At 70.7% G+C, this 13,131-nt stretch carries 12 protein-coding genes; 7 read left to right on the top strand and 5 right to left on the bottom strand.

Annotation, left to right across the window (positions count from 1 at the left end; translation table 11 throughout):
* Positions 1 to 17 precede the first annotated feature (17 nt).
* The 3 genes from AC1DVI_RS17860 to AC1DVI_RS17850 all read left to right on the top strand — a co-directional run bounded on the left by AC1DVI_RS17860 (position 18) and on the right by AC1DVI_RS17850 (position 4,343).
* Complete coding sequence (locus AC1DVI_RS17860) at positions 18 to 1,757, top strand: fructose-specific PTS transporter subunit EIIC (protein WP_476959099.1); 1,740 nt, start codon at positions 18 to 20, stop codon at positions 1,755 to 1,757.
* 255 nt (positions 1,758 to 2,012) lie between these two features.
* Positions 2,013 to 2,597 carry a DUF6655 family protein gene (locus AC1DVI_RS17855; RefSeq protein WP_476959098.1) on the top strand — a complete coding sequence of 195 codons (585 nt, stop codon included), beginning with the start codon at positions 2,013 to 2,015 and terminating at the stop codon, positions 2,595 to 2,597.
* Between the two features lie 144 nt (positions 2,598 to 2,741).
* A complete protein-coding gene (locus tag AC1DVI_RS17850; protein ID WP_476959097.1) occupies positions 2,742 to 4,343 on the top strand; it encodes a sensor histidine kinase in 1,602 nt (533 codons plus the stop codon).
* A gap of 61 nt (positions 4,344 to 4,404) precedes the next feature.
* On the opposite strand, the gene AC1DVI_RS17845 is transcribed toward AC1DVI_RS17850, so the two are convergent.
* Complete coding sequence (locus tag AC1DVI_RS17845) at positions 4,405 to 5,085, bottom strand: LuxR C-terminal-related transcriptional regulator (RefSeq protein WP_145626229.1); 681 nt, start codon at positions 5,083 to 5,085, stop codon at positions 4,405 to 4,407.
* Between the two features lie 304 nt (positions 5,086 to 5,389).
* Between AC1DVI_RS17845 and AC1DVI_RS17840 the strand changes: the two genes are divergently transcribed.
* From AC1DVI_RS17840 to AC1DVI_RS17825, 4 genes are all read left to right on the top strand, one after another.
* Positions 5,390 to 5,590 (top strand): hypothetical protein, encoded by a 201-nt coding sequence (locus AC1DVI_RS17840; protein ID WP_476959096.1) that lies wholly within the window; start codon positions 5,390 to 5,392, stop codon positions 5,588 to 5,590.
* 100 nt (positions 5,591 to 5,690) lie between these two features.
* Positions 5,691 to 6,119 (top strand): VanZ family protein, encoded by a 429-nt coding sequence (locus AC1DVI_RS17835; protein ID WP_476959095.1) that lies wholly within the window; start codon positions 5,691 to 5,693, stop codon positions 6,117 to 6,119.
* Between the two features lie 109 nt (positions 6,120 to 6,228).
* Positions 6,229 to 6,471, top strand: a complete 243-nt coding sequence (locus AC1DVI_RS17830) for a hypothetical protein (RefSeq protein WP_040137885.1) — start codon at positions 6,229 to 6,231, stop codon at positions 6,469 to 6,471.
* Positions 6,472 to 6,609: 138 nt separating this feature from the next.
* Positions 6,610 to 7,719 (top strand): FkbM family methyltransferase, encoded by a 1,110-nt coding sequence (locus tag AC1DVI_RS17825; protein ID WP_476959094.1) that lies wholly within the window; start codon positions 6,610 to 6,612, stop codon positions 7,717 to 7,719.
* Positions 7,720 to 7,725: 6 nt separating this feature from the next.
* On the opposite strand, the gene AC1DVI_RS17820 is transcribed toward AC1DVI_RS17825, so the two are convergent.
* The 4 genes from AC1DVI_RS17820 to AC1DVI_RS17805 form a co-directional block, all read right to left on the bottom strand.
* Positions 7,726 to 9,846, bottom strand: a complete 2,121-nt coding sequence (locus tag AC1DVI_RS17820) for a tetratricopeptide repeat protein (RefSeq protein WP_476959093.1) — start codon at positions 9,844 to 9,846, stop codon at positions 7,726 to 7,728.
* Between the two features lie 249 nt (positions 9,847 to 10,095).
* On the bottom strand, positions 10,096 to 11,400 hold the full coding sequence (locus AC1DVI_RS17815) for an NAD(P)/FAD-dependent oxidoreductase (RefSeq protein ID WP_476959092.1): 1,305 nt from the start codon (positions 11,398 to 11,400) through the stop codon (positions 10,096 to 10,098).
* On the bottom strand, positions 11,397 to 12,596 hold the full coding sequence (locus AC1DVI_RS17810) for a M20 aminoacylase family protein (RefSeq protein WP_476959091.1): 1,200 nt from the start codon (positions 12,594 to 12,596) through the stop codon (positions 11,397 to 11,399). Before AC1DVI_RS17810 ends, AC1DVI_RS17815 begins: the two co-directional genes overlap by 4 nt.
* The gene (locus AC1DVI_RS17805) at positions 12,593 to 13,123 is read right to left on the bottom strand and encodes an L-2-amino-thiazoline-4-carboxylic acid hydrolase (protein ID WP_476959090.1); all 531 of its coding nucleotides are present in this window, start codon (positions 13,121 to 13,123) and stop codon (positions 12,593 to 12,595) included. The genes AC1DVI_RS17810 and AC1DVI_RS17805 overlap by 4 nt, the downstream gene beginning before the upstream one ends.
* Between the last annotated feature and the right edge of the window lie 8 nt (positions 13,124 to 13,131).

Below are 13,131 nucleotides of genomic sequence, written 5' to 3'. Positions count from 1 at the left end.
CCGCTCGGGAGGAAACCATGGCGAACATGCTGGCCGTGATCGCGGCGGGCGATCTCAGCACCCAGGCCGTCCTGGCCGCCGAAGCGCTGCGCAAGGCCGCGGCGGCGCTCGGTCACACCATCCAGGTGGAGGTGCGCTCCAGCCTCGGCGTGCGCAACACGCTGCCCGCCGGGGCAGCGCAGGGCGCGCAGGGGGTCATTCTCGTCGGCTCCGGCGATCTGGGCGAGGAGCGCTTCGCCGGGCTGAAGCGCAGCGCCGCGGCGCTCGACGCCGTGCTGCGCGACGCGCGGGCCGTGCTGGAGCAGGCTCTGGCACCCGCCCAGGCCCCGGCCCAAGCTCCGGCGCAAACGGGCACGAAGAAGATCGTCGCCATCACCTCCTGCCCCACCGGCATCGCCCACACCTTCATGGCGGCAGAGGGCATCCAGCAGGCCGCCCAGGCGCTGGGCCACACCGTGCGGGTGGAGACGCAGGGCTCGGTCGGGGCGCGCGACACGCTGACCGAGCAGGAGATCCGCGAGGCCGACGTCGTGCTGATCGCCGCCGACACGCAGGTGGACCTCGCCCGCTTCGCCGGCAAGCGCGTCTTCAAGAGCGGCACCAAGCCCGCCATCAACGACGGGCGCGCCCTGGTCGAACGCGCGCTGGCCGAGGCGCAGCCCCACGGCGCCGCCCCGGCGCGCGCCGACGGCGTGGCGGCGGGCAAGGCGGAGCCGGCGGCAGCGCAGCGCAGCGGCCCCTACAAGCATCTGATGACCGGCGTGTCCTTCATGCTGCCCTTCGTGGTGACCGGCGGCCTGCTGATCGCCATCGCCTTCGCGCTCGGCGGCATCTACGTGTTCGAGGACAGCCAGCAGGGCACGCTGGGCAACGCGCTGTTCCAGATCGGGGCCAAGGGCGCCTTCGCGCTGATGGTTCCGGCGCTGGCCGGCTACATCGCCTTCTCCATCGCCGACCGTCCGGGCATCACGCCGGGCATGGTGGGCGGCATCCTGGCCGCCAACCTCGGCGCCGGCTTCCTCGGCGGCATCGTCGCGGGCTTCATCGCCGGCTACGCCACCAGCTTCCTCAACCGCAACATCCGGCTGCACAAGAATCTGGAAGGGCTGAAGCCGGTGCTGATCCTGCCGCTGCTCGGCTCGCTGGTCACCGGCCTCGCCATGATCTATGTGGTCGGCGCCCCGGTGGCGGAGGCCCTGGCGACGCTCAGCGCCTGGCTGAAGGGCATGCAGGGCAGCAGCGCGATCCTGCTCGGCCTGCTGATCGGCGCCATGATGGCCTTCGACATGGGCGGGCCGGTCAACAAGGCCGCCTATGCCTTCTCCACCGGCCTGATCGCGTCCCAGGTCTACACCCCGATGGCCGCCGCCATGGCCGCCGGCATGGTGCCGCCGTTGGGCCTGGCGCTCGCCACCAAGCTGTTCGCCGACCGCTTCACTCGGGAGGAGCGGGAGGCCGGCAACGCCGCGGGCATCCTGGGCATCGCCTTCATCACCGAGGGCGCCATCCCCTTCGCCGCCCGCGACCCGCTGCGCGTCATCCCGGCGCTGGTGCTCGGCGCGGCGCTGACCGGCGCCATTTCCATGGGTATCGGGGCGGAGCTGAAGGTCCCGCACGGCGGCATCTTCGTCCTGCCCATCCCCAACGCCGTCACCCATCTGGCTGGCTACGTCGTCGCTCTGGTCGCCGGGACCGTCACCACGGCGGTCGCACTGCGCGTCCTGAAGCGTTCGGTCAGTACCGTGGTGACGGCGTAACAGCGCTGCGAAAACGTCGCCGAGATGAAAACGTTTACATAACCCCTGGACAGAACGCCTCGTCAGCCCTATCTTTCTTTTGCTGCCTCGGCAGCACGCTCTATAGGGCGTTTCCTCCCTAGACTCAGGCCACGCATGGTTTCCATGCGTGGCTTTTTTTCTGTCTGCTGTTCCATCCGGGGCCGGTCCCAAATCTCTCCCTTGCCCGGACCGGGCGAACCTGAGAAGCCGGAGACGAAACGCACGAGGACCCGAATGCCCCGCAACAGACCGATCATCGCAGCGCTGGCGGCCACCGCGGCCCTGGCCGCCGGATGCACCGATGTGAAGGAAAGCCTTCCGTCCCGGACCGCCACCGAACAGCTTCTGATCTCCAGCGCCGCCGACAACGCTGCCGACCGCCTGCGGCTGAATCTTCCGGCGGACAAGCGGGCCTTTCTGGACACCGGAAACTTCGACGGCACCGATTCCAAATACGCCGCCAGCGCAATCAAGGAATCGCTGCTGCGCCAGGGCATCCGCCTCGTCAACGATCGCGCCGCCGCCGACACGATCATCGAGATCCGGCTGGGCGCCCTGTCGGTGAACCAGAGCAAGACGGTGCTGGGCATCCCCCCGATCACTCTGCCCGGCACGATCACCCTGCCGGAGGCGTCGGTCTACAGCTCCACCGAGAACCAGGCGGTCGCAAAATTCTCCGCCTTCGCCTACGACAACCAGAGCGGCGCCCTGGTCGCCTCGACGGAGCCGGCCTACGGCCTGTCGGGCGAGCAGAGCTACCGGGCGATGACGCTGTTCTCCTGGCGCACCTCACCCCCCTACCCCGAAGACACCAACTGACGACACCAATTGACGCGGGCATTTCCGCGCAAATTTTGCGTCCAACCAAAGCCATAGCCGCATTCCCTGGCGCGGCTGGAGGTGGACGCGTAACATCCTGCGGCCCCGAGGGGCCACAGCATCAGGCGCAGAGGCAAAGGCATCGTGGACGACCACAGGGCGGGGGAGGACAGCGGCGTCCGACGATCGGAACGGCTGCTGTTCGCCCAGAACACCGCCCTGGGGCGGGCGATCGGCGGCGCCGGGCTGGACGAGGTGCTGGCCCTGCTGGTGCGGGCGGGCGCCGATCCGCTCGGCGCGCGGGCGGCCATCTTCCTGGTGAACGAAGGCGGCCTCACCCTGCGCTTCGCCGTGGCGGCGGGCCTGCCGGACTCCTTCACACAGGTGGTGGACGGGTTGGAGATCGGCCCGCAAGCCCCCTCCTGCGGTCTGGCCGCCCACAGCGGGGAACGGGTGGTCGTCGAGAATGTCGCCCTGGACCCGCGCTGGGCGCCCCACCACGCGCTGACGCGGGAGCATGGCATCGCCGCCTGCTGGTCCACCCCGATCCGCGCGGTCGGCGGCGCGATCCTGGGCGTCTTCACCATCTTCCACGCCGCCCCCTGCGTCCCCGGCCCGCTGGATCTGGAGACGGTGGATCGGCTGACCCACACCGCCGCCCTGTTGATCGAGCGGGACCGGACGGAGCGGGAGCGCCAGTCCAGCGAGGCGCTGCTGTCCTCGGTTCTGGAGCATCTGCCGGTCGGCGTCGCCGTCTACGACGCGCAGGGGCGCACCACCCGCAACAACCGGCTGATGCGCGACTACACCAACGGCTCCTTGCCATCCGCCGACGACCGGGAGGCTCCGCGTTGGCGCGCCTACCACCTCGACGGGCGGCCGGTCGAGCGCGAGGATTTCGCGGGCGCACGCGCCCTGCGCGGCGAGATCGTGGTGCCCGGCATGGACTTCCTGCACCGCGCCACCGACGGGACGGAGCATTGGACGCGCGTGTCGGCGGCCCCGTTGCGCGACGGCGGCGGGCGGATCACCGGCGTGCTCGCCGTGGTCAGCGACATTGACGCCGAGAAGCGGGCGGCGCAGGGCTTGGCCGCGGCGCTGGAGGAGGCCCGCCGCAGCGAGCTGGTGGCCCACGAGATGAGCCACCGCATCATGAACAGCTTCCAGCTTCTGCACGGGCTGGTGTCGATGCAGACCGCCACGGTCACCGACCCGGCGGCGCGCAAGGCGGTGGAGCAGGCCTTTTCCCGCATCCAGGCGATGGCGCTGGTGCAGCGCCGCCTGTTCGAGGCGACGCGCAACGACCTCGCCACGCTCGACGCGGCCGACTATCTGCAGCGGTTGGGGGAAAGCCTGACCGGCGCCTTCATCGATTCGGACCGCTGCACCCTGGTCATCGACGCCGCGCACGGAATCCCGATGCCCGCCGCGCAGGCCTCGTCCATGGGGCTTATCGTGACGGAACTGGTGCTGAACGCCCTGAAGCACGCCTTCGGCGCCCAGCAGCGGGGAACGGTGACGGTCCGCTTCGAAGCCTGCGGAGACGACCGCCGGCTGACGGTGACCGACGACGGAACCGGCCTGCCGGACGGTGCCGGCACGGTGAAGCCCGCCGGTTCGGGGCAGGGCATGGGCATGACGCTGGTGCACGGGCTGGTGCGCCAACTGGGCGGAAGGCTGGAGATCGACCGCCCCGATCGGGGCGGCCGCCCCGGAACCCGCTTCGTTCTGACTTCTCCAGCCTGACCCGTCCAGCGTGTCAGGCGTCGAAGCCACGGGGTTCCGGGATGGCGCGGCGTCCTGATCCTTAGGCGACGGCTTCCATCGGCTTTTCGACCTTGCCGCCGAACCCGTTCTCCAGCGCCCAGATCGCCGCCTGGGTGCGGTTGGAGGCGTTGATCTTGCGCAGCAGGCTCTTCAGGTGAACCTTCACCGTCGCTTCGGTGATGTTCAGATGATTGGCGATCATCTTGTTGCTGTCACCCTGCAGCAGGCGCTCCAGGATCTGCGTCTCGCGCTGCGACAGGCCCTTGGCCGCGGTCGGGCCGTTGGCGCTGCTGTTGGCGCCGGCCTTGCCGGTGATGAGAAGGGCGGCGAGATGGGTCGGGAAGACCTTTTCGCCGATCATCACCAGACGCAGCGACTGCGCCAGCGCGGCCGGGGAGATGTCCTTCATCAGGAAAGCGTCGGCGCCGGCCTGGATGGCGTTGGCCATTTCCTGGGCGTCGAGGTGGCTGGCCAGAAGGACGAGCCGCGCGGTCGGATACTGCTCCCGCAGGACGGTCACGGCCTGCACCGTGCCGTTGGCGGAAGCCGGGTCCATCATGATCAGTTCGGGCATGTCGCCCTCCATCATGCCCGGCGGCGGTACGTCGCTGAAACTGGCGGCCTCTTTCGTGATACGGAACTCCCCTTCCGAGAAGAGGGCCTTCATGCCTTCGCGGAAAAGTTTGTTGGCGTCGATCAGAAAGATGGAGACCGATTGCATCGTCCAGTCACTCTCGAAGGTGATTGAGATGAGTCACCCTACCCTATCGTTGGCGGGCCGGCTACCCGTCCGTTAGTAGAATATTAACCAATGAAGTCCGAGGCACGTCCTCCCATCGGGCATATGCCCCCCTCGGAAAGCCGGTCCAGGACGCTCCCGGATGCCCGGAAACCCAAAAAATCATGCCTGAACAGGCCACTACCCACTTTGCGCGGGAATCGGACGCCGTCTCGTTAATATCACGGCAACCATAATCGGCCATTGGTACAGTCATCGTAATTCATCGCTTGGATGGGTGCCCGATATGCCGATGGTGTCCATGTGGACGAAGATCAGTCCGTGTCACTTCGTGATGCAGGACTGTCACCGCCAGATCGAGATCCGTTACCACGCCACCGGCTCGCAGAGCGGCTGGGGCGTGTATGCCGACGGAACTCTGGTGCAGCAGCGCGCCGCCTTCACCGAAGCGCGCGGCATTGCCATGGGGCTGGCGACCGGTTCCTGAAACAGGTCTTGCCCGCCTGATGTCACAGCGCGGACGTCGGGCGGTTAACCGGCTCTTGAGACTGTTCCGCGCAGGATGGCCTTCGTCGCAGGAGGCCGTCATGACGTTCCGCCCACTTCCCCTTGCTTGGCGCCGGTTCGCGCTCTGCGCCCTTCTCGGCCTCATGGGGATCGCTTTCTGGGCTGCGCTGCAACCGCAGTTGGCGCCCAGCGGCCTTTACGGCTTCGACAAGCTGGTGCACGCTGGGGCCTTCGGGCTCTTGGCTCTTCTCGGCATCCTGGCCAGCGCCAGCCGCCGCGCCGCCGTCCTCGCGGTGCTGGCCGTCTTCATGCTCGGCGCCGCCATCGAGGTGGCGCAATCCTTCGTCCCGGGACGCGAGGCCAGCCTGTCCGATCTGGCCGGGGACGCCGTGGGAGTCGCGCTGGGAATCATGACCGTCCGGCTGGGACATCGGACCGCCGAACGCGCGCGCCGCGCGCGCCATGGAATAGTCACGCAGCCCACGGCGTTCGCGTCCTTATCGGAGTGAGGGGACGCAAGGTCCTGACCGGCAATCCCGAGCAGCTTCCTCCGTTTTTGGTTTTGTTCGTCTACCAAACCATGCTATGCCGAAAGGCAGAACATCTGGAGTAACGCTTATGGACTGGCATAACGAAAAGGCTAAGACCGGCGCGCGCGCCCTGGAATCCGCGTTCGGCGTGATGCTGACGGTCTGCGAGGCCACCGACGGCTGGTGGAACTGGCACGCGGAGCATGAGGGGCTGAGCTGGACCCCCGACGCCCGCTGGTTCGCCACCCGCCGCGAGGCGCAGGACGCGGCGGAGGAGTGGGCCTCCACCCTGGCGCCGCAGCATCTGGGCTTCCTCCACCGCGCGGCCTGACGCCGCAAGCCGGCACGATCGGGGCGGTGCCGTTGACCCGCCCCGCGTCCGCTTCCACAATGGCGACCGTGCCAAGGCGACGGGAAGCGGCTGCGATCATCCCTTGGGACTGTTCATCAGCCCCATCGCGGTGACGAGATGCAGCACGAGACGCCTCCCCTTCCCGGACTTCCGCTTCAAAAAGCCTTCCTGCCGCCCGAGGCGACTCTGGTGGCGGTCGGAACCGGTGCCGGGCGTTGGACCGACGCCGCCGCCGGCCGGAGATGCGTCGCCCTTCCGTCCTCCCTATCCAGCCTCGACGCGTGGTGCGGTCCGGTCGGGCCGCGCCACATCGACTGGCTGGTGCTGGACGGCTGCGGCGACACCCCGGCGGTGCTCGACGGCGCCGCCGATCTGCTGCGCCTGCGCCGCATCGACTTCCTCCAGTTCGAGGAGGCTGGGGCCGGCGACCAGCTGGCCGCGCTGTACGCGCGCCTGCAGGCCAACGGCTATTCGCTGTTCCGCTTCGCCGACCGCAATCTGGAGTTCCGCGCCTCTCCGCCGGAGGACGGGCGCGGCGGCACGCACATGGCGGTCGCCCCCCGGCACTGGAGCCGGCTGTTCGCGCGCAGCCAGGGCATGTTCCATTACAAGGACCTGTTTCCCCGCCACGGCGTCGCGCCGCGCGGCATCATCCATGTCGGCGCCCATGAGGGCGAGGAATACGTCAACTACCGGGAAGCTGGTTGCTCCCGCGTCCTGTTCGTCGAGGCGGACCCGGCGACCTTCGCCACGCTCCAGGCCCGTTTCGCCGGCAACGGCGACGTCGTCTGTCTGAACGCCGCGGTGTCCGACCGGGCCGGGCGGGCACGCTTTTCCCGCATGTCGAGCCGCCAGTCCAGCTCCCTCCTGGAGCCGACCGGCCATCTGACCGTCTATCCCCACATCACCGTCGACGAGGTCATAGAGGTGGAGACCCGGACCCTGCCGGACCTGCTGGCATCCCATGGCCTCGCGCCCGAGGGGTTCAACGTGCTGGCGATCGACGCGCAGGGGTCGGAATGCCGGATTCTCAACGGCTGCCGCAGCCTGCTGCCCCGGTTCGACGCAGTGGTGACCGAGGTGAGCTACGCGGAATTGTATGAGGGCTCGGGCCTCGCCGCCGATGTGGACGACATCCTGTTCGCCCACGGCTTCGACCGCGTCGCCGAAACCAGCCCCTACCATCACAGCTGGGGCGACGCGCTCTACGTCCGCCGTCCCCGCTGACGCCGGTCAGGGAAGCAGGACCGGGCCGTTCCAGGGATCGAAGGGCACCAGCCCCGCCGTCTTGCGGTCGGGGCGCAGGGCGGTGCGCAGCGCCGGGTTCAGCATCGCCGCCGTCACCGAGAAGGAGCTGTTGGACACGGCGACCCGGTCGGCCCGCGACAGAATCCAATGGTCGGTGAAGAATTCCGCCCCCGGCAGCGGCGCCCCCAGATCGCCGGCGAGGACGGGGCGGTAGCGGGCGAAGTGGTCCGCCAGTTCCGGCGCGTCGGTGGCGAGGTAGAGCACCGGCTGGTCCAGGCTGGGCCACACCCCGGCCAGCCAGTCGAGATACCAACCCTCCGGCGCGATCCAGAACCGGTCGTTCCGGCCGAAATCGCCGCGGCGCAGATGGATCGCCACCAGGGTCCGCCCACGCGCCCGCAACCCGTCCAGCGCCGCCGCGGCGCGCTCCGCCACTGCCCCGACCGGCGTGAAGAGAGTGCGGAACCGCGCGCGGTGCGGCATCAGGGGCGTGGTGTCGCCGCAGAAATAACCGACCACGTCGTGACCGCCCGCGCCCGACAGCGCCCGCCCGTCCAGCAGCGCCGGAACGCCGCAGTCCTCCTCGTGCAGGCTGGGCAGCGGCGGGCCGGGAAGCGGATCGTCCAGGCCGTAGAGATGGCGCCCGATCCATTCCGGCGTTTCCAGCTCCATCCCGTTCCGCTCCGCGCAGACGCGCAGACAACCGTATTGGAGGAGCTGGTTGCCGAAGCGTCCCGCATGACCGAGCGTGGACACCGACAGCCGCCGCTTGCCCGATGCTTGGCGCGGCGGCGGGGCGTCGCCCCCGGCCCGGCGCAGCAGAAGCATCGCCCGGCGGGAGAAGCCCGTGCCGAGGCCCGGTGCCGCGGCGATCGCCCGGTCATAGAGGGCCAGCGCCTCGCCATCGGCCCCTTGCGCCTCGCGGACCTCGCCGGCCAGCAGCAGGCCGGTGGGCAGGCCGGGGCCGAGCCGCAATGCCCAACGCGCGCAGCGCCAGGCCCACGCCGCATCACCCCGCCGCAGCGCGGCGCGGCCGAGCGCCACCCAGGAATCCGCGTCGTCCGGGCGCATGCCCAGCGCCCGTTGCAGCAGCGCCGCCGCCTGCTCCGCCAAACCGGCGCGCTCGCACAGCCGGCCACGCTCGGCCAGCGCTGCCGCGTCGTCGGGACGCAGCCGGCCGGCGCGGTCCAGCGCCCGCCCGGCCGCCGCCAGGGCGTGCAACGCGTCGAGCGCCGCGCCGAGGGCGAGGTGCAGCTCCGCCGAGGCGGGGTCGAGCGAAAGGCCGCGCCGCGCTGCTGCCAGCACCGGACGCGGCTTCTCGGCGATCTGCTGGGCGGCGGCGAGTCGGACCAGCAGCCCGGTGTCGGCGGGCACGGCCAGTGCCGCGCGCCGCCCCGCGACGACCGCCGCGCCGCGCTGGCCCAGGTCACTGCGCAACAGGCACAGGCTCGCCCAACAACCGCCTTGCGCGGGGTCCAAGGCCACCGCCGGACCAAGCGCGGCAATGGCCCGTTCCGTCTGGCCAAGCGCCCGCCGTGCTTCCGCCTCGGCCGTGCGGGCGCGCAACAGCGTCGGGTCGAGCCGGGCCGCGATCCCGGCCAGCCGGGCGGCCTCATGCAACCATCCAAGCCCCTTGGCGGCCATCGCCGCGTCGAAGGTGGCGGAAAGGTTTTGCGGATCAAGGGCCAGCACCCGTTCGTAAAGCGCCGCGGCGGAGGCCAGGGCGCCGGAATCGAATGCGGTCTCAGCCAACAGGCGGAGCGCCGGGGCCAGCCGCTCCGCCGCCTCCCCATGATCCGGCTGCAGGCGCAGCGTGGCGAGCCAGCTCGCCGCCGCCTCCGCGGTCTGCCCGAGCGCGTCCTGAACCTTCCCGCGGTTGAGGTGATAGGTCGGCGATGCCGGATCGCCGGCCACGGCGGCGTCGAGATGGGCGAGCGCCGCCGCGACCCGTCCGGTCTGGGCGAGCAGCAGCCCCATCAGATGGCTGGCGTCGGGATGACCGGGGACCGCCTCCAGAATTCGACCATAGAGGGTTTCCGCCTCCGCCACCCGCCCGGCGATGTGATGGTCGAGCGCGATGGACAGGGCTTCGGAGACGGTGGCCATGAGCCGGGGCAATCCGCGTGGGGCCGCTTCGGGATGGCGCCACAGTGGCCGCGCCACCCCGGACTGTCAACCGCCGCAGGTTTTTACCCAAGGCAGTGGCCCGCTCTATCCCCTCTCCCCTCTGGGGAGAGGGTTAGGGTGAGGGGGTTGCGCTTGTGCCGGACGTGCCGCCACGCGCACCCCCCTCACCCGGCCCTTCGGGCCACCCTCTCCCCAGAGGGGCGAGGGACTATAACGCATCGCCCACCCTCAATCCGTGCAGTCCAGCCGGCGCAGATGCAGCATGTAGAGCCGGGAGAAGCGCGTCACCAGATCGTGGAACGGCAGCGGCTTCACCGGAGTGAAGGGCAAGGCCAGCTCCGGCGCGCCCGTCCCCATCGCGTGGCGGGCCAGTTCGCGACCCACCGCGGTGCCCAGCGCCATGCCGCGCCCGTTGTAGCCCACCGCCCCGGTCACGCCGGGCGTCAGCTCGTGGAAATGGGGCCGGAAATCGGCGGTCATCGCCAGATGCCCGCTCCAGCTCCGCGCGATGGCCGGGTCGCCGGCCTGGGGGAAGACGCGGCGGATGCGCTCACGCGTGCGCTCCCGCGCCCGCCGTTCGGCGTCCGCCGACCGCACCAGCGTGCAGCCGGAAACCAGCCGGTTGTCGGCGGTCCAGCGGAAGAAATGCAGGTCGCCGCGGGTGTCGCTGCACGCCATGTCGGAGGGCAGCACGCTGGCGCGCAGGGCGGCGGGCAGCGGCTCCGTCACCATCTGGAAGTTCAGCACCGGCACGATGGAGCGGCCCAGCCCCGGCCACAGATCGTCGGTGTAGGCGTTGGTCGCCAGCACGACGCGGTCGGCAGTCACGCTGCCCCGCGGCGTGGTCAGCGTCCAGCCGCTGCCGGCGCGCCCGATGGACACCACCGGCGTGTCGCTGTGGAGGACGACGCCCAGCCCGAGGGCGGCCCGCGCCATCTCGCGGGCCAGCGACAGCGGGTTCACATGCCCGCCGGTCGGGGCGACCATGGCGCCGTGCCAGAAGCGCGTGCCCAGCGCCCGCTCCGTCTGCGCCGCGTCGAGCAGCGCGACCTCCGCCCCCAGCGCCCGCCATTGCGCGACCCGCTGCTCGGCCGCCTTCATGCGGCCGGGCCGGTGGGCCGGCTGGATCCAGCCCTTCTGCACGCCGTCGCAGCGCATCTGGTAGCGCTCGATCAGGTCGAAGACCAGCGCCGCCGAGCCGCCGACCATGCGGGCCAGCGCCGATCCCTTCGCCTCGCCATAGGCCGCCGTCAGGTTGGCGGGGTCGAGGCGCGACAGCGTCGGGATGATCTGGCCGTTGTTGCGGCCCGACCCGCCGAAGCCCGGCTCGCGCGCCTCCAGCACCGCCACGCGCACGCCCTGTTCGGCCAGATGGATCGCCGTGGACAGCCCGGTGACGCCCGCCCCGACCACCGCCACGTCCACCCGCACCGCCCCGTCCAGCGGGCCGGTTTCCGGCGCGGCGACGGCGCTCGCCGCCCAATGGGAGTCCGGCAGCGGCGCGTCCAGCAGCGGTTTGAGAAGCGCGCTCATCGCGTCCCCTCCTCCACCAGCAGCGTCTTCGCCAGCGCCACCCAATAGCTGGCGCCGATGGCCAGATTGGCGTCGTTGAAGTCGTAGCCGGGGTTGTGCAGCAGGCAGCCGCCGTCCGTCGGCCCGTTGCCCAGCCAGACGTAGCAGCCCGGCCGCTCCTTCAGCATGAAGGCGAAATCCTCGGCGCCCATGGAGGGCATCGGGTCGTGGTCGATGTTCTCCTCGCCGACCAGCGACGCGGCGACGCGGGCGCACAGCGCGGTCTCGGCGGCGCTGTTGACCGTCGCCGGGTAGCGCCGCTCGTAGCGCACGCTGGCGGTGCAGCCGAAGGCGGCGGCGGTGTGCTCGGCCAGCGCGCGCAGCCGCGCCTCGACCACGTCCTGCACCCCCTCCTTGAAGGCGCGGACGGTGCCGCGCAGCGTGACCTCCGCCGGGATGACGTTCCAGGTGTCGCCGCCGGTGATCCAGGTGGTGGAGACCACGGCGCTGTCCAGCGGGTGCAGGCTGCGCCCCGGAATGGTCTGCAGGGTGGTCAGCAGATGGCCGGCGGCGGTCATCGGGTCGTGGCCGAGATGCGGCATGGCGGCGTGGCTGCCCTTGCCGTGGACGGTCACCTCGAAGATGTCGTAGCTGCCCATCATCGGCCCCGGCCGCAGCGCGATCTGGCCCAGCGGCAGGCCCGGCCAGTTGTGCATGCCGTAGACGCCGTCGACCGGGAACCGCTCGAACAGCCCCTCCGCAACCATCTCGCGGGCGCCGCCCTCGTTCTCCTCGGCCGGCTGGAAGATGACGTGCAGCGTCCCGGCGAAGTCGGGATCGTCGGCCAGGACCTTGGTCGCCCCCAGCAGCATGGTGGTGTGGCCGTCGTGGCCGCAGGCGTGCATCCGCCCCGGATTGACCGAGCGATGGGCGAACGCGTTGGTTTCGTGGATGTGCAGCGCGTCCATGTCGGCGCGCAGCGCGATGGCCTGGCCGCCGGGGCGGCGGCCCTTCAGCGTGCCGACCACGCCGGTGCGCCCCAGCCCCGTCGTCACCTCCAGCCCGAAGGCGCGCAGCTTGTCCGCGACGAAGGCGGCGGTCTCGTGCTCCTCGAAGGCGGTTTCGGGATGGGCGTGCAGATGGTGCCGCCACTGCCGCATCTCCGGGGCCAGGGCCTCGGCGGCGGGGTGCAGGCGGACGTTCGCGGGGATGGTCATTCCGGAGACTCCTGGGGTCCGCCCGCCGGCAGGCTGTAGCGGAAGTCGCAGTGGCTGGCGCCCTGCATGATGGTCTGGGTGCGGGTGAAGCGGACGTCGGGGCGGTAGCCGCACATGAACTCGCCGTCCCGGTTGCAGGACAGGATGTCGCCGATCTCCTCCACGCCCATGGCGCGGTAGCTTTCGGCGTAGCGGCAGCGGGTGACGTTGAAGCCCAGCCGGTCGGGCGCGCTCTCGATCACCTCCAGCCGCAGGGCGTCGCCGGCGGTCCACAGGGCCAGCCGCTCGTGGAAGGTGGCGAGGTCGGCGGTGCCGCGGGTGGCGCGGTCCTCCGCCGCCATGGCGGCGCCGGCCTCGCGGGCCATCACCTCGATGGCGCGGGCGAGCACGGCGCGCGCCCGCTCCCGCCCGATCTCGGGCAGGAGCTGGTCGTAGAGCGCCTTGGCGAAGGCCGCTTCGATGCGCCGCCGCTCCAGGATGGGCAGGGGGGCAGAAGCGGGAGCGGGGGTCTCGTTTCCGGTGGTCATCGCTGTGA

This window comes from Azospirillum sp. P4_B5 (assembly GCF_056402275.1).
This window is presented reverse-complemented; position numbering and strand designations above follow the sequence as displayed.